A 19165-nucleotide genomic window follows, 5' to 3' on the forward strand; every position below is an offset into this window, starting at 1 on the left:
TTACCGTGGTACGGTCGAGCCATGGCAGTCGAACTCAGCACCTGGGACGCCCAGGGCAACCAGACGACACCGACGTTCTGCACCATGCGGTTCCCCGCCGGTGAAGCCCACGTCAAGGTCGCGAACGACACCGCCGAGCCGGGGGGCCTCACCGAGATCGCGACCCTGCGCGGCACGAACGGCGACGACCTGATCATGCTCGGCATGTGGGCGGACGCCGTGCGACAGCGCGGTTCGAAGTCCGTCGCGCTCGTCCCCTACCTGCCCGGAGCCCGGCAGGACCGTGGCCTGCCGTTCGGCGCGAAGGTCTACGCCGACATCCTCAACGGCTTCCACGTCGACCAGGTCATCGCGTTCGACCCGCACTCGCCGGTCATCGTCGGCCTGGTCGACAACCTCACCGTCGTCACGAGCGAACAGGTCGTCCGAGACGCGGTGGTCGGGGCATCCGAGCACGGCGGTGGCGACCCGTACACCGGCATCATCGCCCCGGACAAGGGCGCGGTCCCCCGGGCGACCGCGGTCGCCCGGGCATGCGGCCTGCCGGTGTACCGCGCCGAGAAGCACCGCAACCCCGACACCGGCAAGCTCGACGGCTTCACCTGCGAACCGCTGCCGGAAACCGGCCGGTTCCTGGTGGTCGACGACATCTGCGACGGTGGCGGCACGTTCATGGGCCTCGCCGGCTCGACGGGACTGCCGAAGGAGCGGCTCAGCCTCTGGGTCTCGCACGGTGTCTTCTCCGGCCGGGCAGCGCAGCTCGCCGACCACTTCGGCGAGATCGTCACCACCGACTCGTACCCCGCGCAGAACGCCATCGACGGCCTGCGCACGATCGCACTCACCCCCTACCTGACGGAGCAGATCCGATGACCCAGACCGCGCCCGCAACCACCGCCGGAGCCAACGCGACCGGCACTGCCGCCGGCCTCGAACCCCGCATCACCACGGCGAGCCCGATCGCGCCGCTGCTGGCCGTCGACGGGTACAAGCACTCGCACCGGCAGGTCTACCCCGCGGGCACCACCCGGATCCTGATCAACTGGACGAACCGGTCGAACGCGCACATGCCCGAGTCGACGCACGCCGTGGTCTTCGGGCTGCAGGCGTTCATCCAGCGCTCGCTCGTCGAGGCCTGGGCGCCGTTCTTCGCCGCGGACGAGGACGAGGTCGCCCGACTGTTCGAAGAAGCCCTGCAGGGGTACTTCGGCCCGAACCACATCGGCACCGACCACGTCCGCGCCCTGCACCGCCTGGGTTACCTGCCGCTCGAGATCCGTGCCCTGCCCGAGGGCACCCTCGCCCCGATCGGCGTAGCGACCCTGACCGTCGAGAACACGATCGACGAGTTCTTCTGGCTGCCCAACTACATCGAGACCGCCCTGTCCGCATCGATCTGGCACCCGTCCACGGTCGCGACCAAGGCGCTCGCCTACCGCGACCTGATGGAGGACTGGGCAGCGCGCACCGGTGCCGTCCCGGCCGGCATCGACTTCGCCGCGCACGACTTCTCGTTCCGCGGGCAGTCGAGCATCGAGTCGGCTGCGGCGGGCGGGGCGGGCCACCTGCTCTCGTTCCTCGGCACCGACTCGATGCCGTCGCTCGACTTCATCGACCGGTACTACCCGGGCGACAACGGGCTGGTGGCAGCGAGCGTCCCCGCGACCGAGCACAGCGTGATGTGCGTCCGTGGTGCCGACGGGGAGCTCGCGACGTTCGAGCAGATCCTCGACGTCTACCCGACGGGCATCGTGTCGGCGGTCAGCGACGGCTTCGACCTGTTCAAGGTCGTCACCGAGACCCTCCCGGCCCTGAAGGACCGCATCACGGCCCGCGACGGCAAGCTCGTCATCCGACCCGACTCGGGCGACCCGGTCGAGATCGTCACCGGCACCGTGCACGGCGTGGACGAGGCCGAGTTGCTCGCCCCCGGGCGCAGCCACGAGGAGAAGGGCGTCGTCGAACTGCTCGACGAGATCTTCGGCCACACCGTGAACGACCAGGGCTTCAAGGTCCTCGATCAGCACATCGGCGTCATCTACGGCGACAGCATCACGCTCGACCGGGCACAGCGCATCTACGAGCGCCTCGCCGCGAAGGGCTACTCGAGCGACAACATCGTGCTCGGTATCGGGTCGTACACGTACCAGTACATGACGCGCGACAACCTCGGCAGCGCCGTCAAGGCGACCTGGGCACTGGTGGACGGCGAGCCGGTCGACATCCAGAAGGACCCGAAGACGGGCAGCGGCAAGAAGAGCGCGAAGGGCCGCATCGCCCTGCACCGCGACGAGACCGGCGAGATCCGGCAGACCGACCAGGCCACGGCCGAGGACGAGGCGACCAGCCTGCTCCAGCCGGTGTGGATCGACGGACGGTTCACGCGCCTCCAGTCCTTCGCCGACGTCCGGCAGACGCTGCGGGACGAACGTGCGGCCCGCGCCGCCCGCCGGACGACCATCGCGTGACGGCCGCCGGATCGGCGACCCGCGACCAACCGCTCATCGCTATCGACGTCGTCCCGGTGTCGTTCGCGGGGGCGGACGGCCTGCGGGTCGCCACAGCGCGTCGGGCCTACGCCCCGTACGCCGGACTGGAGGCGCTGCCCGGCGTGCTCCTGGACGGCACCGAGATCCTGGCGGACGGTGCGCGGCGCGCGCTGCGCACCAAGACCGGGATCGACGCGGCCGCGGTCCGCCACCTGGCGCAGATCGGCGCGTTCGACGGACCCGACCGCGACCCCCGGAGCGCCGCGATCAGCATCGCGTTCCTGGCGGTCGTCGAGCCGGGCACGGACTCGGCGGCGACGTGGCACGCCGCCGCGGTCCGCCCCCTCGCGCTGCCCTTCGACCACGACCGGATCGTCGACGCCGCGCTGGAGCACGTGCGACTGCGGTGCTGGTCGGACGTTCCCCTCACACGTGCGCTCCTCGGATCGCCCTTCACCACGGCGGACGCCCGTCGGCTGCTCACCGCGCTGACCGGCGCGAGCCCGGACCCGGGCAACCTGAACCGGATGCTCCGGACGAACCCGGTGCTCAGCCGTGTCGACGCCCCCGCCGCGGCCGGTCCCCGCGGGGGTCGTCCCCCGGCAGCCTGGACGTGGAGCGCCTGAGCACGGTTGGGTGGAGGCATGTCCTCCTCCCTGTCCGGTGACGACTCCCTGCAGCTGCCCGAGTTCGACGCTCCCCCGGCATCACCCCTCGACCTGGCCCGACAGTGGCTCGAGGCCGCCGACGAGCGCGACGTCTCCGAGCCGAGGTCGATGACCCTCGCCACCGCCGGCGCCGACGGTCGGGTGAGCGCCCGGACGGTGGACGTGAAGCGCCTGGACGACCGAGGGCTGGTGTTCGGCACCTCGACCCTGAGCCCGAAGGGACGCCAGCTCGCCGAGAACCCGCACGCAGCGCTGCAGGTCTACTGGCGCGAGACCATGCAGCAGCTGCGGTTCGAGGGCCGGGCGGTGCAGCTCTCCGACGACGAGTCCGACGCGCTGTTCGCCGACCGCTCCCCGAAGTCCCGCGCGGCGACCGCGATCGCCGACCAGTCCGACGTGCTCGAACCGCGGACCCTGCAGGACCTGATCGACGACGCGAACGACCTGCTCGACGAGACCGACGACGCCGTGCCGCGGCCGGCCGGCTGGGTGGCCTGGCGACTCGAACCCGACGTCGTCGAGTTCTGGCACGGCAGCCGTGACCGGATGCACCGCCGGCTGCAGTACGTCCTCGCCGACGCTGCGTGGTCGGCCACCCGCCTGCAGCCCTGACGTCTCGCGCATCGCGAGCGCCGGCGCCCCCTACCGCCCGGTCGGGTTCGGCATCGCGCCCGCCCGGATGAGCGACGACGACTGGTCGGCCAGGTCCACCATCGACAGGGTGTTCCGCAGCTGCAACCGGTTCAGGCACGAGTGCTCGAACGTCGGCACCCGCAGGTCCAGGGGACGTCGGCGGTCCGGGTGTGCGGCGGCGTGCGCGTCGATGCACTCCCCCGCGACCTGCCAGAACCGGGCCTCCGGTAGCACCCCGTCGTCGTCGAGGATCGCGGCGACGAACCGCAGCACCCCGTCGAACACGTCGGTGAACACGGCGAGCGCGGCTTCGTCGTCGGACACCGGGTGCACGATCCGGTCGATGTCGGCGGGCACCGGGCGGTCGTCGTGCCGGCCGAGCACCGCGGCCTCCTCGCCGATGTCCTTCATGACGGCGCGGACCACGGCACCGTCGCGCACGACGAGCACCAGGTTCTCGCCGTGTGGCATGAACACCAGGTCGTGCACGGTCAGGCAGTGCACGACGGGCAGCAGGTAGGCGTCGAGCCAGCGTCGGACCCACTCGTCGGCAGGGACTCCCGATGCCTCGATCAGGGCTGACACGACGGCGTTCCCCGAAGCGTCCCGGTGCAGCAGTGCCGCCATGGTGAGCAGGCGTTCGCCTTCGGCCAGCTGCGGGACGGGACTCTCCCGCCACAGCGCCGCGAGCATCTTGCGCTGCGGCGAGGACACGTCGACCCGGTGGTACGCGTCGCCGGTGTAGCCGATGGCGGCGTGCTCCCGGAGCACCGAGAACCCGGCCTCGGCGAGCGTCGGGTCGGCGGCGACGATCGACGCGACCCAGTCGTTCACGGCCGGCGTGTTCCGCATGTAGGCGGGCGACATCCCCCGCAGGAACCCCATGTTCTGCACGGCGAGCGCCGTCTTCACGTACGAGCGTACCGGCTCGGTGCGGTTGAACGCGGTGCGGATGGACTGCTGCGGCTGGTACTCGTCGGGCCCCTCGCCCAGGTCCACCAGGTCCTGCCGCCCCAGGTCAGGCGCGAAGGTCACGGCGATCCGGTGCTGCCACTGCCAGGGGTGCACGGGCAGCCACACGTAGTCGTCGGGGTCGAGCCCGCGGCGCTCCAGGGTGGCGCGGAACCCGGCCACGACCGCTGCCGGGAGCTCCGACTCCCAGTGCGCCTGCTCGGTCCGGTCCGCGGCGAGCGCCAGGTGCGTGTGCTCGCGTCGGGCGGCGAGCCACCGGTACCGGAACCGGCCGCCGGACTCGGGCGCGAACGCCCGGTACTCGTCGAGGCCGAACCCGATCCGCCCGTTGGCGGCGACGAACGCCGGGTGGCCCTCGGTCATCGCCGACTCGACGTCCTGGAACGACGCTACGGCGTCGTCGACGGCCCCGGACGAGACGGTCGAACCGGTCGAACCGACCGAACCGGCCGACCCGGCCCCGCCCCGCCCCCGCGCCAGCTGCCCTGCCGACGGTCCGCCCCGTCGGTGCTTCGCCGCAGCACTCGCCAGCGTCGACGCGATCTCCTCCAGGTACGTCCCGAGCAACTCGTCGGGGATCCCGAGCACCTCGTGCAGTTCGAGCACGAGCTCCTGCGCGCTGAGTGGTGCCGACGCCCCCGCACGGGTCCGCGTCAGCGAGGCCTCGTCCATCGACCAGTGCTCGAGCAGGTGCTGCCGTGCCCGGAACCGGTAGGTCGACTCCCCCGTGTCGAGCCGCCACCCGTCCCCGTCCGGCACGGGTGCGATGAGCCGTTCGTGGGTGAACTCCGCGATCGCCTTCGCGACGAGGTGCCGTTCGGCGGGTTCCAGGTGCTCGGGCCGCAGGTGCGCGGCCGGCCCGTCGTCGTCGGGGACGCCGATCCGGTCGGTGTCGAGCACCGACAGCAGCGCCCGCTTGCCGTCGACGTCGACCTGTCGCAGGGCACGGAACCCGACCTCGGCGTTCTTCGCCTGCACGGCGGTGTTCCGCACGTCCGGTTCGACGACGACCCGACGCGCGCCGAGGACGTCCCGGCAGTGCTCGACGACGGCACGCATGACCGCGCTCGTCAGGCCGTGCACGCGGCCCTCGGCCGGCACCGGTGCGACGAGCAGGTGCATGCCGACGTCGCCGGGTTCGGCAGCCCACACGTCGGTGAGCAGGACGGCCGAGGGGTCGTAGGTCTCGGCCAGGAAGCACGGTTCGCCGTTCCGGCGGCCGAGCCACGCGGCCTGCGCGGGGTCGGCCTGCACGCCGGCCAGGTAGGTGCGGACGCCGTCCACGTCGAGGTCGCCCATCTCCCACCACGACGACGCCGGGTGGGCGAGCCACGACTGCACGACGGCGGCGTCGCGTTCCGGGTCCACGGGTTCGACGGTCAGGAGGCCCGGCCCGGCTCCCACAGGCGCGGTCGCGTCCGGCGCCGTGGTGGTCACGGTCGTGCTCATGCGGAGACCTCCGCACGTTCGGTCGCGGGCCGGGCCGGCGCGCGCTCCGCGGCGCCGGGATGGGCGGTGGACGGCTCTGGTGTTGACTGCTCCGAGGCGGGCAGGCCGAACTCCTGGAAGGCGATCCGGGCCTCCAGGCCGTACACGGGGTGACCCGTGACGGACCGGATGATCGACGCGTTCCGCCACGCACCCATGCCGAGGTCGGGCGCGGTCAGGCCGTGCGTGTGCTCCTCGGCGTTCTGCACCCAGATGCGCCCGCCCAGGGTGTCGACGTGGTGGTCGCGGGCGACCGCCAGGCGACCGCGGGAGTCGCGGGCGACCAGGTGCTCGACCGGGTCGAGGAAGCGCGGGACCCGCGGGGTGTACCCGGTGGCGAGGACGAGCTGCTCGACCTCGTGCTCGTACGTCTGGTCGAGCTGCTCGTGGCGGAGCGTCAACCGGTACGTGCCGCGGTCGGCGAGCCAGGCGGCGTCGACGACGCTCGTCTCGGTCCGGAGCGTCGTCGGGACCGGACCCCGCGCGCTGATCCGGTAGAGCTGGTCGTACAGGTCGTCGACCAGGTCGGCGCTGATGCCCTTGTACAGCCCCCGCTGTTCCCGTCCGAGGCGGTCGCGGACGGCTTCGGGCAGCCCGTGGAAGTGGTCCGTGTACTCCGGGCTCGTCATCTCGAGGGTGAGCTTGGTGTCCTCCATCGGGAAGAACCGGGGCGAGCGCGTGATCCAGTCGAGGCGGTAGCCGTCCTGCCGGATGTCCTCGAGCAGTTCGCGGTAGACCTCGGCGGCGGACTGCCCGCTGCCGACGACGGCGATCGACCCGGCGTCGCGCAGGGCGTCGCGGTTCGGCAGGAACTCGGCGGAGTGGACGGCCGGCCCGCCGATCCCGCGCAAGGGGGCGGGGACGGACGGCTCGGTGCCGATGCCCACGACGACGTGGTGTGCGCGGTACGTCTCGGGACCCTGATCGGTCTCGGCGTGCACCGTGAACGTGTCGGTGTCCGCGTCGTGCTCGACGGCGGTCACCCGGCGGCCCCACCGCAGGGTGTCGAGCCGGTCGGCGGCCCAACGGCAGTAGGCGTCGTACTCGCTGCGCAGGGGGTGGAAGTCCTCGCGGATGTAGAACGGGTACAGGCGTCCGGTCTCCTTGAGCCAGGCGAGGAACGAGAACGGCGACGTCGGGTCGGCCATCGTCACCAGGTCGGCGAGGAACGGCACCTGGATCGTGGCGTCGTCGAGCATCATGCCGTGGTGCCAGGCGAAGCCGTCGGCGGCGTCGAGGAACACCGCGTCGAGGTCGGCGATCGGGTCGGTCAGGCAGGCCAGGCCGAGGTTGAACGGGCCGATGCCGATGCCGACGACGTCGTGCACGGTGTCGGCGGTGCGGTCTGCTGCGCGGTCTGCTGCGCGGTCTGCTGCGCGGTCTGCTGCGCGGTCGGCGGTCATCGGGACGCTCCTTCCGGGGCGGTGGTGGTGGCCCTGACCCGGGCGGCCGTGGCGACGACGTGCTCGAGCGACGCGCGCATCTGTTCCGGGGTGGTCTCGGGGTTGAGCAGCGTGAGCTTGTTGCACGGGCGGCCGTCGATGACCGTCTTGGCGATGAGGACCCGACCCTCGGCGAGCAGCGCCGAGCGGATCGGGGCGACCAGCGCGTCGGCGTCGTCGTCCGTCATGCCGGCGGGCTGCCAGCGGAACAGCACCGTGCTGAGCTGCGTCGGCGCGACGAGCACCAGGTCGGGGTGCTCCTCGACGATCCGGTGGGTGGCTGCGGCGAGGTCGATGACGGCGTCGAACGCAGCTCCGATCGCGTCGGCCCCCGTTGCCCGCAGCGTGGCCCAGAGCTTCAGGGCGTCGAACCGGCGGGTGGTCTGCAGCGACTTGTCGACCTGGTTCGGCTCGGCGGCGTCCTCCGGGTTCAGGTAGTCGGCGTACCACGCGGTGCGGCGCAGGTCCTCCGGGCGCTGCACGAGCAGGGCGCTCGACGACACCGGCTGGAAGAACGACTTGTGCAGGTCGGCGGTCACGCTCCTGGCTCGTTCGACGCCGTCGAGCAGGTGGCGGCGCGTCGGCGACACGAGCAGCCCGCAGCCGTACGCGGCATCGACGTGCAGCCAGACGTCCTCCAGGTCGCAGACGTCCGCGATCGGTTCGATCGGGTCGATCACGCCGCGGTCGGTGGTACCGGCCGTGGCGACGACGGCCATCGGTCGCTGCCCGTTGGCCCTGGCTGCAGCGATCGCCTCGGCGAGGGCCGCGGGCACCATCCGGCCGGCGTGGTCGGTCGCGACGGCGACCACGGTCTCGAGCCCGAGCAGCCGGGCGGACTTCGCGATGCTGAAGTGGGTCTCAGCGGTCGTGAACACGGTGCCGCCGGTGCCGAGGGCCTCGCGCGCCAGCAGCAGGGCCTGCAGGTTCGACTGTGAGCCGCCCGAGGTGAAGATGCCGTCCCCCGCGGCGAACCCGATCCGACCGGCAAGCCAGGCGACGACGTGGCGCTCGATCTCGGTGCCGATGCGGGACTGGTCCCACGTGTCGACCGACGGGTTCACGGCGGCCAGGACCGACTCGGCGGCGACCGCGGGCAGCGCGACCGGGCAGTTCAGGTGCGCGAGGTACGCCGGGTCGTGGAACCAGACGGCCTCGCGGACGAACAGCTCGTCGAGTTCGGCGAGCGCGCGGTCCGTCCCGAGGGGTTCGGCGTCGAGGTCGACGTCCTGCACCCGGGCCCGGAGGACGTCCGGGGCGGTGTCGGTGGTCGGACGGTCGGCCGCGGCGAACCGGTCGGCCAGACGGTCCACCGTGGACGTCACGGCGGAGCGGTAGCGCTCGGCGGTGGCGGTGGTCAGGAGTTCGATGGGAGGTGTCACGTTAGGTAAGGCTAACCTCACTAACCGTGATCGTGCCACCCGAACGAGGGGCGCGCCGAACGGCCGGGCGTGTCAGACGCACGTCTGCCGGGCAGCCCGAGCCCCCACCCACCGCGCGGGCCAGGCGTCCGCCTCCGGACGTCAGGCGTTCATGAACTCGCTCGGCTGCAGCGCCCGGCCGACGATGCGCACGTCACCGATCGACCCGACGAACACGTTGTCGAGCTTGCCGCCGTAGCGGTACCCGCCGAGCAGCCACGGCTTGCCGATCGTGCTCAGACCGCGGTTCTGGGTGGACGGGTTCCGCACGACCGGGCACCCGTCGACGTAGAGCACGGTGTGCGTCCCGTCGTTCACCACGGCCACGTGCCACCAGGCTCCGAGCGGCAGCTCGTGCCCCCAGTTCGTCAACGATCCGTCCTGGCTCGTCGGGTACACGCACCACTGCAGTTCGCGGTCCCCCGACAGGCTCAGGGTCACCGCGGGTTCGTCCGGGTCGCCGTCGGCTCCGGTCGCCTTCCCCACCTGGCCGGCGCTCGAGTACTGCGACAGCAGGGCGCTGAACCCGTTCGTGCTCGGGTCGAAGGTGGTCGGCAGCGCGAAGAACGCCTCGACCGTGTACCCGCGAGGGAAGTGGGTGCGGTTGAGCGGCGCCGCCCGGACGGTCTGCAGGTGGTCGCCCCCGGTCTTGCCACCCTGCAGCGCGAGGCTGCCGGCACCCGGCTGGTCGGGGTGGTGCGCGGCGGTCCAGCGCAACGCCCCTGCGACGGCGCCGGTCCGGCGGGCGACCACCAGGTCGTTGCCCTTGCCGCTCTGGTCGCGCACCCGCGTGGTCGGCGCGAGCGCCGCCCCGTCCGGGTTGCCGTCGAACCGCCAGTACGCGAGCGTCCCCGGTACCAGCATGCGTGCCGCCGGCCGGGAGGCCCGTGGTGCGACCGGCGCGAAGCCCGCGAAGCGCGCCTCGAAGTCCACTGCCATGGTGAAGCGGTCGACGTCACCGCTGAGGTTGACCTCCTGGGCGGCGAGCTCGTTCGCCTCGCCGAGCCCGCCGGCGAGCAGGAACGGCGACAGCGTCTCGACGTCGATGACGTTCCGTTCGAGGTCGACGTGGTACAGCCGGATCATGGCCGCCCCGCCGTAGTACCGGTTCTGGTAGTTGGTCAGGTGCAGGGCGACGTCGTGTCCCACCGCGTTCTTCGCCGTCGTGCGGCCCGGCCCCCAGTAGTGGCCGTTGAGCGTCAGGAACACCTGGTCGTGCTTCGTGATGAAGGAGTCCCAGAGCTGCTGCCCGTAGGGGTCGAACGCCGCCCCGCCGTCGGCGTCCGAGTCGACGATGGCGTGCGTCGTGAGGATCACCGGCGAGTGCGGCCGGGCTGCGAGCACGGAGCTGGCCCAGGCGAGGCCGCTCGCGCTCGTCCGCCAGTCGAGGGCCAGGACGACCCACTCGCGGCCGGCCGCGGTGAACCGGTGGGCGGTGTTGTAGCCGTCGGGGCTCGAACCGATCCAGCCCGGGGCCTTCCGGAACCGCTGCGGACCGAACACGTCGAGGTACGGGGTGCGGCCGCGTTGGTCGTCGGTCGACGAGTCGACGTCGTGGTTGCCGGCGAGCACGCTGTAGGGCGCTCCGGCACGGTCGAGCACGTCGAAGACCTCGCCGGACGCGCGCATCTCGGACGCCGCACCGTTCTGGGTCAGGTCACCGAGGTGCACGAGGAACACCGTGTTGTGCCGGGCCTGCTCGCGCACGACGTACTCGAGCGAGGCGCGCATCGGGGCCTGGTCGACCGCGGCACCGTCGAACATGTACTGGGTGTCCGGCATCACCGCGACGGTGAAGCGCGGCGAGGTCGTGTCGGGTCGCCACGGACCGGTGCGCCCACGGGCCACCGCCTGCTGGGCCGCGATGCCGGACCCGCCGAGGGCCGCCGGGGTGACGGCGGGGGCTGCGGTCAGCGCGTCGGCGACGGCCGGGGCGCTGCCGAAACCGTTCGACGCCACGAGGCCTGCGGCGCCGGCCAGTCCGGACCCGACCAGGAAGCCACGGCGGGAGACCGGGATGCGCTTGCTGCGATCGTCGGCGGGGGCTGCTGCACCGTCGTGGGCGGCTTCGTGGTCGTCAGGGCTGTTCTGCACAGCACCGCACCGTACGGTCCGCGGGGGAACGCCCCGGGTCTGTCCCGTGAACACCAGACCGGCCGCTGCTGCCGGTTCGGTGTGGACCGGTGAGGGCTCCTACAGCTTCTCGATCGGGGCGATCTTGATGAGGAGCTTCTTGCGGCCCGCGGAGTCGAACGCGATCTCGGCGATGCGCTTGGCACCCTGACCCGTCACCGCGGACACCGTGCCCTCGCCGAAGTCGACGTGCTTGATGCGGTCGCCGGCGACGAGTTCCATGTCCCCGTTGTCGCGCACCTGGCCGGACACCCGGTTCGCCCACTCGGTCTTCGGACGGGTCTTCGAGGCTGCTGCTGCACGGTCGTACGATCCGCCGCCCCAGCCACCACCACCGCGGTAGCCACCGCCGCCGCCACCACCGTTGAAGCCACCGTCGCGCTTGGCGTTCAGGGCCCGGGGCTGCGTGCCACCGCGGCTGTTCGCCATGCCCGGCGACTGCTTCCACTCGATGAGCCCCTCGGGGATCTCCTGCAGGAAGCGCGACGGCATCGCCACGTTGACGTCGCCGAACTGCGCACGGGTCATCGCGAGCGACAGGAACAGGACCTTCTTGGCGCGGGTGATGCCGACGTAGAACAGCCGGCGCTCTTCCGACGGACCACCGGGTTCGTTGGCGGACATCCGGTGCGGGAGCAGGTCTTCCTCGACACCGGTCAGGAACACCGCGTCGTACTCCAGGCCCTTCGCGGTGTGCAGGGTCATCAGCGAGACCGTGCCCGAGGAGTCGTCGAGCTCGTCCGCCGCTGCGACCAACGAGACCTCGGTCAGGAAGTCCGACAGGGTGCCCTCGGGGTTGTTCTTCTGGAACTCGCGCGTCACGGCCACGAGTTCGTCGATGTTGTCGGCGCGCGCGGCGTCCTGCGCGTCGGGCGACTTCCGCAGGTTGTCGAGCAGCCCGGAGCCGTCGAGCAACTGCGTCAGGGTGTCGACCACCGGTTGCGTCTGCGCCTTCTCGGACACGGCGTCGAGCAGCGCCGCGAACTCCGTGATGGCGTTCCGCACCTTCGGCCCGAACCCGAGTTCACCCGCGTGCCGCAGGGCGTCGCGCATCGTGGTCTCGTGCTCGTCGGCGTAGCGCTGCAGCGTGGTCTCGGTGACCGAGCCGATGCCGCGCTTCGGCACGTTGAGGATGCGGCGCAGGGCCATCGGGTCTGCCGGGTTGGCGACCGTGATCAGGTACGCCATGGCGTCCTTGATCTCGGCGCGCTCGTAGAACTTGGTACCGCCGAGCACCCGGTACGGGATCGCCGCACGGATGAAGATCTCCTCCAGCGCACGGGTCTGCGAGTTGGTCCGGTAGAACACCGCCATGTCGCGGTAGTCCATGCCGTCTTCACGCAGGCGCTGGATCTCGTCGGCGACGAACTGCGCCTCGTCGTGGCCGGTGTACCCGGTGAAGCCGACGATCTTCTCGCCGGCTCCGACGTCGGTGAACAGGCTCTTCGCCTGGCGGTCGAAGTTGTTCGCGATGACGGCGTTCGCGGCGTCGAGGATGTTCTGCGTCGACCGGTAGTTCTGCTCGAGCAGGATCGTCTTGGAGTTCGGGAAGTCCCGCTCGAACTCGACGATGTTGCGGATGTCCGCCCCGCGGAAGGCGTAGATCGACTGGTCAGAGTCACCGACCACCGTCAGGGACGCGGGCGCGATCGAGCCGTCGGTCTCGCGCATCCGGGCGACGTGCTGCCCGGAGTCCTCGAGCTTGTCGACCTGTTCGACCGGCACCGGGCGGGTGAGCTCACGGATCAGGGCGTACTGGGCGTGGTTCGTGTCCTGGTACTCGTCGACCAGGATGTACCGGAAGCGCCGCTGGTACAGGGCGGCGACGTCCGGGAAGGCGCGGAACAGGAACACCGTCTGGCCGATGAGGTCGTCGAAGTCGAACGCGTTCGCCCGGCGGAGCTCGTTCGTGTAGCGCCGGAACACCTCGGTGAACATGACTTCCTGCGGGTCGTTCACGTTGATGTTGCGCGCGTAGGTGTCGATGTCCTGCAGCTCGTTCTTGAGCTTCGAGATCTTCGACGCCGCGGCACCCACGGTCAGCCCGAGGGAGTCGGCTTCGAGCTCCTTGATGATCCGCTTCAGCAGCGCCTTGGAGTCGGCGGAGTCGTAGATCGTGAACGACTGCGGGAACCCGAACCGCTCGGCTTCGCGCCGCAGGATGCGCACGCACGCCGAGTGGAAGGTGGAGATCCACATCCCCTCGGCCTCGCCGCCCACCAGGGCCCGGACACGCTCGCGCATCTCGGCGGCGGCCTTGTTCGTGAACGTGATCGCCAGGATCTGCGACGGCCAGGCTTCGCGGTTGGCGAGCAGCAGCGCGATGCGGCGGGTGAGCACGCTCGTCTTGCCGGAACCGGCACCGGCCACGATCAGCAGGGACTCGCCGCGGTACTCGACGGCTTCCTTCTGCTGGGGGTTCAGACCCGCGGTGAACGGGTCTTGGTACGCGCGGGCACCGGCGCCCGGTTCGGGCGTCGATTCGAAGGGGTCGAGCACGATCGTCATGTCCGGAACAGTCTAGGCGGGACCCCCGACAGCGGACCGGGCGAGCACCGCCAGGTCCGTGTGGTCGGCGAACACGCCGTCGAGTCCGGTGCGGATGACCGAGGTGAACCAGCGTTCCCAGTCGCCGAAGGCCGCGACGTCCCCGCCGCGACGCAACGGCGACGGCAGGAACCGGTTCTCCGGCCGGAGGGTCCACGTGTACACCGTGAGCCCGGCGGCGTGGGCACGGTCGACGATCGCGCTGCGCACCGGCGTCGGGTCGTCGAGCGCGACGCTGTCCACGCCGGCCATCAGGGTGCCGAGGTCGACGCTGATGCCGTGGAACTCGGTTGCGAACGACGCGAGCGCGTCCTCGGAGCGCTCGGCGGCGTAGGTCGGGGCGAGCGCCCCGTGGGACGCGACCTCGTCCGCGGCGCTGCCACGGGCCTCCTGGAGGTACACGAGCCGACCACCGGTCGCCCGCTCGCGCAGGTCCCGCAACACGCCCTTCTCGAAGCTCTCCACCGTCAGCCGCTCGTCCTGCCGCCACCCGGCCTCGCCGAGCGTGGCGTCGACGAGCTCGCCCATCGGGAACCCGGCGCGGTCGAAGGACGCGGCGTGCTTGACCTCGGCGACGAGCCCGACCGGGCGGGGCGCCTCGTCGAGGATCGCGAGCAGGTCGACGAACCGCAGGATCGGCTGCGCGCCGTCGTGCTCGGCGGATCCCGGGCGCAGCGCGGGCAGGCGCTCGCGGGTGCGGAGCGTCTGCAGCTGCGCCCACGTGAAGTCCTCGGTGAACCAGCCCGTCAGCGTCTGGCCGTCGACGGTCTTCGTCGTGCGCAGGTGCCGGAACTCGGCGTGGTCGGCGACGTCCGTGGTGCCCGAGACCTCGTTCTCGTGCCGGAGCACCAGGACGCCGTCCTTCGTGGGCACCAGGTCCGGTTCGATCGCGTCGGCGCCGAGTTCGATGGCCAGGTCGTACGCGCTCCGCGAGTGCTCGGGGCGGTAGCCGGACGCGCCGCGGTGGGCGATCACGAGGGTCATGGCGCGACCCTACTTGCCGGGGATGACGAGCGGGCCACCTGTGTCGCGGGACACACTCGTCGCGCCGGGGACCGCCGTTCCCAGCGCCGACGCCGAGCATCACCGCATGACCGTCCGATCGCTCTCCACCGCCGTCGAGGCCCGGATCGACCGGGCCGCACGCCGTGTGCTCGACGCCGGGCACCGACCGCACCGACCCGTCCGCGTGTTCGTCACCGAGTTCCTGGTGTTCGGTGCCAAGCAGGCCTGGGCGTGTGCGTTCGGGGCGCTGCTGCTCGCGACGATGGCCCTGGTGCACCTGACCGTGCCGGCCCCGATGCGGAACGACGTCCTGACGACCGCGGCCGTGCTGCTGCAGGTCGGCATGCTCGTGTTCGGGCTCGAGACCGTACGGGAACTCCGGGTGGTGGTGCTGTTCCACGTCGTCGGCACCGTGATGGAGGTCTTCAAGACCCACATGGGCTCGTGGACCTACGGACCCGGAGGGCTGCTCGTCGTCGCCGGGGTGCCGCTGTTCTCGGGGTTCATGTACGGGGCCGTCGGGTCGTACATGGTCAGGGTCCACCGGCTGTTCGACCTGCGGTTCGACCGGTACCCGCGGCAGTGGCTGCTGGCGGTCGTCGCGGGCGGCGTCTACCTGAACTTCTTCGGACACCACTTCGTCGCCGACGCAAGGTACGTGCTGCTCGCGCTCGTGCTGCTGCTCTTCGCCCGCACCACCATGGACGTCCGGATCCACCGGGCGACGATGCGGATGCCCGTGCTCGTCGCGATGGGGTTGGTGGCCGTGTTCGTCTGGGCAGCCGAGAACGTCGCGACCTGGGCCGGGGCGTGGAGCTACCCGGCGCAGCTCGCCGCCTGGCACCCGGTGGCCCCGACGAAGATCGTTGCGTGGTTCCTGCTCATGACGATCTCGGTCGCACTCGTGACCTGGTTGCACCCGGCGTCGCCCTCGGGCTCCCCGCGCTCGACGGCGGACTCTCGACGTCTTCGAGGCGCGCGTGCAGCGGGCGACCCTAGGCTTCCCTCGTCGGGGCCCACTGGGCCCGCGTCCGCTCGCCGCGAATCCTCAGCCTTCCGCGACCGAGCGCACCTAGGCTGAGAGGACTCGAATCTCCTAGGAAGAGGACACCATGGCCTTCAAGCCCGGTTTCGACCAGTCCCCCGCCTTCAACGCACAGGGGGCAAACACCTGGGGCGGGCGCGGTGCTGGTCAGCAGCAGGCCGGCTGGGGACAGACCCCGCAGCAGGCACAGGGCGGCATGACCCCCGAGCAGCTGCAGTACATGTACGACCGCCCGACTGCGTCCCCGGTGGACACCGACCGCATGTCGTACGAAGACACCATCGTCAAGACGCTGCTCGCGTTCGGCGTGCTCGTCGTCGGCGCGGTGGCCGGTTGGAACCTGCCGCCGGCCGTCTGGGTCGTCGGCGCGCTCGTCGGGTTCGTCCTGGCGCTCGTCAACACCTTCAAGAAGAAGCCGTCGCCGGGTCTGATCCTGACGTACGCGTTCTTCGAGGGGCTGTTCGTCGGCGGTATCTCGAACTACTTCCAGACCGCGTTCCCCGAAGCTGACGGCATCGTCGCGCAGGCGGTGTTCGGCACGCTCGGTGTGTTCTTCGTCACCCTGCTGCTGTTCCGCTCCGGCAAGGTCCGCGCGACCCCGAAGGCCACGCGCTTCTTCCTGATCGCGATGGTCGGGTACATGGCGTTCTCGCTCGTCAACCTGGTCCTGATGTGGACGGGCGTGACGCAGAGCGCGTTCGGCCTGATGGGCGTGACGCTCTTCGGCATCCCGCTCGGTGTGCTCATCGGCATCTTCGTGGTCGTCATGGCGGCGTACTCGCTGATCCTCGACTTCGACCAGATCAAGACCGGTGTCGAGCGCGGCGCACCCCGCATCTACGCCTGGACCGCGGCGTTCGGCCTGATCGTGACGCTCGTCTGGCTGTACCTCGAGATCCTGCGCATCCTCGCCATCATCGCGAGCAGCTCGCGCAACTAGCACCACCGCACGACGAAGGGCCCCGGCGCTGCCGGGGCCCTTCGTCGTCCCCGGGCCGGTGGTCGGCGACAGCGGGGGGGGGGAGGCGGTGCGGGAGGCGGGGGCGGAAGGCGGCGGCGGTCCCGGGTGGTCACAACACCCCGCCGGTCGCCCGCCGAGTGGTCACGAAGCGTCGCCCGAGCCGGGGCCATTCGACACTTCGTGACCGCTCGGCACCGGGCCCGCGGGGTGTTGTGACCACTCGACGACCCCGGCAACATCCACGCCCACCGCTCCGGCAGCGCCCCCGGACACACGAAGGCCCGGCACGCGTGACGCGTACCGGGCCTTCCGTCGCTCAGGGGAGCCCTACTCCCACTCGATCGTCCCCGGCGGCTTCGACGTGACGTCGAGCACGACCCGGTTGACGTCGGGCACCTCGTTCGTGATGCGGTTCGAGATCTTCGCCAAGGTGTCGTACGGCAGACGCGTCCAGTCGGCGGTCATGGCGTCCTCGGACGAGACCGGACGGAGCACGATCGGGTGGCCGTAGGTCCGGCCGTCGCCCTGCACGCCCACGGAGCGGACGTCGGCGAGCAGCACGACCGGGCACTGCCAGATCTCCTCGTCGAGGCCGGCCGCCGTGAGCTCTTCGCGGGCGATCTTGTCGGCGGCCCGGAGCAGTTCCAGCCGGTCCTTCGTGACCTCGCCGACGATGCGGATGCCGAGGCCGGGGCCGGGGAACGGCTGGCGTCCGACGATGACCTCGGGCAGGCCGAGCTCGCGACCGACGGCTCGGACCTCGTCCTTGAACAGGGTGCGCAGCGGCTCGACGAGCTCGAACGTCATGTCCTCGGGCAGGCCGCCGACGTTGTGGTGCGACTTGATGTTCGCGGTGCCTGCTCCGCCGCCGGACTCGACGACGTCGGGGTAGAGCGTGCCCTGCACGAGGAACTTGACCTCGGCATCGGAGTTGGACGCCTGGGCCTCGAGCACGAGTGCCTCGGCTGCGCCTTCGAACGTGCGGATGAACTCGCGCCCGATGATCTTGCGCTTCTGCTCCGGATCGCTGACACCGGCGAGGGCGTCGAGGAACTGCTGCTCGGCGTCGATCGTGATGAGCCGGACACCGGTGGAGGCGACGTAGTCCTCTTCCACCTGCTTGCGCTCGTCGGCACGCAGGAGCCCGTGGTCGACGAAGACGCAGGTGAGCTGGTCACCGACGGCCTTGTGCACCAGGGCTGCGGCGACGGCGGAGTCGACACCACCGGACAGTCCGGCGATGACCCGCGCGGAGCCGACCTGCTCACGGATGCGGGCGACCTGCTCCTCGATGACGTTGCTGGAGTTCCAGTCGCCCGGCAGGCCCGCGGCACGGTGCAGGAAGTTCTCGAGCACGGCCTGGCCGTACACGGAGTGCTTCACCTCGGGGTGCCACTGCACGCCGTAGAGCTTGCGCTCGTCGGACGCGAACGCTGCGACGGGCGTGGATGCGCTCGAGGCGAGCACCTCGAAGCCGGCCGGGGCCTTCGCCACGGAGTCGCCGTGCGACATCCACGTCACCTGGTCCGCCGGTTGGTCGCCGAGCAGGGTGCTGGTGCCGGGCGCGAGCGTCACGTCGGTGGCGCCGTACTCGCGCAGACCGGTGTTCGCGACCTCGCCACCGAGGGCGGTCGCCATGGCCTGGAAGCCGTAGCAGATGCCGAGCACGGGGACGCCGAGGTCGAGGATGTCACCGTCGAGCGACGGCGCACCTGCTTCGTAGACGGACGACGGACCGCCGGACAGCACGATGGCCGCCGGGTCCTTGGCGCGGATCTCGTCCGCGGTGATGGAGTGCGGCACGATCTCGCTGTAGACGTTCGCTTCTCGGACCCGACGCGCGATGAGCTGCGCGTACTGGGCCCCGAAGTCGACGACGAGGACGGGACGCTGTTCGGTCTCGCTCACCGAGCGGCCTCCTTCTCACGCTGCTGGGCAGCGATCAGCTCGTGGTAGGTGTCCATGGCCTTCTGCTGCATACGGTGTTCGACCACGAAGGACATGAACGGGATGATGCCCCCGAGGGCGATGAGCAGGAAGCGCGACGGCCTCCAGCGCATGATGCTCCACAGACGGAAGTCCGTGAAGAGGTAGAGCACGTACAGCCAGCCGTGGGCGATGAGGATCGCGATCGACAGGTTGAACGTGCCCGGGGTCTCGCCCGCCGTGCCGTTGGGCACGAAGAACGGGCCGTTGCCGAGCTGCATCTCGAGCTGCAGCGGCGTGTACTTGATGATGACCTCGACCACCAGGGCGAGCAGCAGCACACCGGTGATGTACGCCGAGACGCGGTACCACTTCACCGCCCCCGGGATCTTGGGGATGTCACGGGTTCGGACGGTCAGGGCCATGCCGGCAATC

14 protein-coding genes are annotated in these 19165 nt (G+C 70.9%); 6 read left to right on the forward strand and 8 right to left on the reverse strand.

The window, feature by feature from the left end; translation table 11 throughout:
• Nucleotides 1-21 precede the first annotated feature (21 nt).
• Genes QRN30_RS06245 through QRN30_RS06260 form a run of 4 tightly spaced genes read left to right on the forward strand, consistent with a single transcriptional unit; the run spans nucleotide 22 to nucleotide 3769 of the window.
• Nucleotides 22-873 carry a phosphoribosyltransferase family protein gene (locus QRN30_RS06245; RefSeq protein WP_071250185.1) on the forward strand — a complete coding sequence of 284 codons (852 nt, stop codon included), beginning with the start codon at nucleotides 22-24 and terminating at the stop codon, nucleotides 871-873.
• Complete coding sequence (locus tag QRN30_RS06250; RefSeq protein WP_083389181.1) at nucleotides 870-2468, forward strand: nicotinate phosphoribosyltransferase; 1599 nt, start codon at nucleotides 870-872, stop codon at nucleotides 2466-2468. The genes QRN30_RS06245 and QRN30_RS06250 overlap by 4 nt, the downstream gene beginning before the upstream one ends.
• Entirely contained in the window at nucleotides 2465-3115 is a 651-nt protein-coding gene (locus QRN30_RS06255) for an NUDIX hydrolase (protein WP_159556105.1), read from the forward strand. The genes QRN30_RS06250 and QRN30_RS06255 overlap by 4 nt, the downstream gene beginning before the upstream one ends.
• A gap of 18 nt (nucleotides 3116-3133) precedes the next feature.
• The gene (locus QRN30_RS06260; protein WP_017885457.1) at nucleotides 3134-3769 is read left to right on the forward strand and encodes a pyridoxine/pyridoxamine 5'-phosphate oxidase; all 636 of its coding nucleotides are present in this window, start codon (nucleotides 3134-3136) and stop codon (nucleotides 3767-3769) included.
• 30 nt (nucleotides 3770-3799) lie between these two features.
• On the opposite strand, the gene QRN30_RS06265 is transcribed toward QRN30_RS06260, so the two are convergent.
• The 6 genes from QRN30_RS06265 to QRN30_RS06290 all read right to left on the reverse strand — a co-directional run bounded on the left by QRN30_RS06265 (nucleotide 3800) and on the right by QRN30_RS06290 (nucleotide 14777).
• A complete protein-coding gene (locus QRN30_RS06265) occupies nucleotides 3800-6211 on the reverse strand; it encodes a GNAT family N-acetyltransferase (RefSeq protein ID WP_284760657.1) in 2412 nt (803 codons plus the stop codon).
• On the reverse strand, nucleotides 6208-7653 hold the full coding sequence (locus QRN30_RS06270) for a lysine N(6)-hydroxylase/L-ornithine N(5)-oxygenase family protein (RefSeq protein WP_284760658.1): 1446 nt from the start codon (nucleotides 7651-7653) through the stop codon (nucleotides 6208-6210). The genes QRN30_RS06265 and QRN30_RS06270 overlap by 4 nt, the downstream gene beginning before the upstream one ends.
• Entirely contained in the window at nucleotides 7650-9074 is a 1425-nt protein-coding gene (locus QRN30_RS06275) for a pyridoxal phosphate-dependent decarboxylase family protein (RefSeq protein WP_259553104.1), read from the reverse strand. Before QRN30_RS06275 ends, QRN30_RS06270 begins: the two co-directional genes overlap by 4 nt.
• Nucleotides 9075-9215: 141 nt before the next feature.
• On the reverse strand, nucleotides 9216-11207 hold the full coding sequence (locus tag QRN30_RS06280) for a LamG-like jellyroll fold domain-containing protein (protein ID WP_194590006.1): 1992 nt from the start codon (nucleotides 11205-11207) through the stop codon (nucleotides 9216-9218).
• Nucleotides 11208-11306: 99 nt separating this feature from the next.
• Entirely contained in the window at nucleotides 11307-13754 is a 2448-nt protein-coding gene (locus QRN30_RS06285; RefSeq protein ID WP_017885462.1) for an ATP-dependent helicase, read from the reverse strand.
• Between the two features lie 12 nt (nucleotides 13755-13766).
• Nucleotides 13767-14777: a glycerophosphodiester phosphodiesterase family protein gene (locus QRN30_RS06290; protein ID WP_284760659.1), complete on the reverse strand. Its 1011-nt coding sequence runs from the start codon at nucleotides 14775-14777 to the stop codon at nucleotides 13767-13769.
• A gap of 106 nt (nucleotides 14778-14883) precedes the next feature.
• Between QRN30_RS06290 and QRN30_RS06295 the strand changes: the two genes are divergently transcribed.
• Both QRN30_RS06295 and QRN30_RS06300 read left to right on the forward strand, forming a co-directional pair.
• Nucleotides 14884-15879 (forward strand): DUF817 domain-containing protein, encoded by a 996-nt coding sequence (locus tag QRN30_RS06295; protein WP_284760661.1) that lies wholly within the window; start codon nucleotides 14884-14886, stop codon nucleotides 15877-15879.
• Nucleotides 15880-15910: 31 nt separating this feature from the next.
• Complete coding sequence (locus QRN30_RS06300; protein WP_017885465.1) at nucleotides 15911-16783, forward strand: Bax inhibitor-1/YccA family protein; 873 nt, start codon at nucleotides 15911-15913, stop codon at nucleotides 16781-16783.
• Between the two features lie 348 nt (nucleotides 16784-17131).
• On the opposite strand, the gene guaA is transcribed toward QRN30_RS06300, so the two are convergent.
• Both guaA and QRN30_RS06310 read right to left on the reverse strand, forming a co-directional pair.
• On the reverse strand, nucleotides 17132-18712 hold the full coding sequence (guaA, locus tag QRN30_RS06305) for a glutamine-hydrolyzing GMP synthase (protein WP_284760663.1): 1581 nt from the start codon (nucleotides 18710-18712) through the stop codon (nucleotides 17132-17134).
• Entirely contained in the window at nucleotides 18709-19155 is a 447-nt protein-coding gene (locus tag QRN30_RS06310) for a DUF3817 domain-containing protein (RefSeq protein WP_042539755.1), read from the reverse strand. The genes guaA and QRN30_RS06310 overlap by 4 nt, the downstream gene beginning before the upstream one ends.
• Nucleotides 19156-19165: the final 10 nt, after the last annotated feature.

The sequence above is a fragment of the Curtobacterium sp. MEB011 genome (genome assembly GCF_030209655.1).
Classification (GTDB): Bacteria; Actinomycetota; Actinomycetes; order Actinomycetales; family Microbacteriaceae; genus Curtobacterium; species Curtobacterium poinsettiae.

Bases quoted from the DNA above. Each gene is read 5' to 3' on its own strand.
- QRN30_RS06245 (WP_071250185.1), top strand. From the start codon at position 22: ATGGCAGTCGAACTCAGCACCTGGGACGCCCAGGGCAACCAGACGACA.
- QRN30_RS06250 (WP_083389181.1), top strand. From the start codon at position 870: ATGACCCAGACCGCGCCCGCAACCACCGCCGGAGCCAACGCGACCGGC.
- QRN30_RS06260 (WP_017885457.1), top strand. From the start codon at position 3,134: ATGTCCTCCTCCCTGTCCGGTGACGACTCCCTGCAGCTGCCCGAGTTC.
- QRN30_RS06265 (WP_284760657.1), bottom strand. From the start codon at position 6,211: ATGAGCACGACCGTGACCACCACGGCGCCGGACGCGACCGCGCCTGTG.
- QRN30_RS06270 (WP_284760658.1), bottom strand. From the start codon at position 7,653: ATGACCGCCGACCGCGCAGCAGACCGCGCAGCAGACCGCGCAGCAGAC.
- QRN30_RS06285 (WP_017885462.1), bottom strand. From the start codon at position 13,754: ATGACGATCGTGCTCGACCCCTTCGAATCGACGCCCGAACCGGGCGCC.
- QRN30_RS06290 (WP_284760659.1), bottom strand. From the start codon at position 14,777: ATGACCCTCGTGATCGCCCACCGCGGCGCGTCCGGCTACCGCCCCGAG.
- QRN30_RS06295 (WP_284760661.1), top strand. From the start codon at position 14,884: ATGACCGTCCGATCGCTCTCCACCGCCGTCGAGGCCCGGATCGACCGG.
- QRN30_RS06300 (WP_017885465.1), top strand. From the start codon at position 15,911: ATGGCCTTCAAGCCCGGTTTCGACCAGTCCCCCGCCTTCAACGCACAG.
- QRN30_RS06310 (WP_042539755.1), bottom strand. From the start codon at position 19,155: ATGGCCCTGACCGTCCGAACCCGTGACATCCCCAAGATCCCGGGGGCG.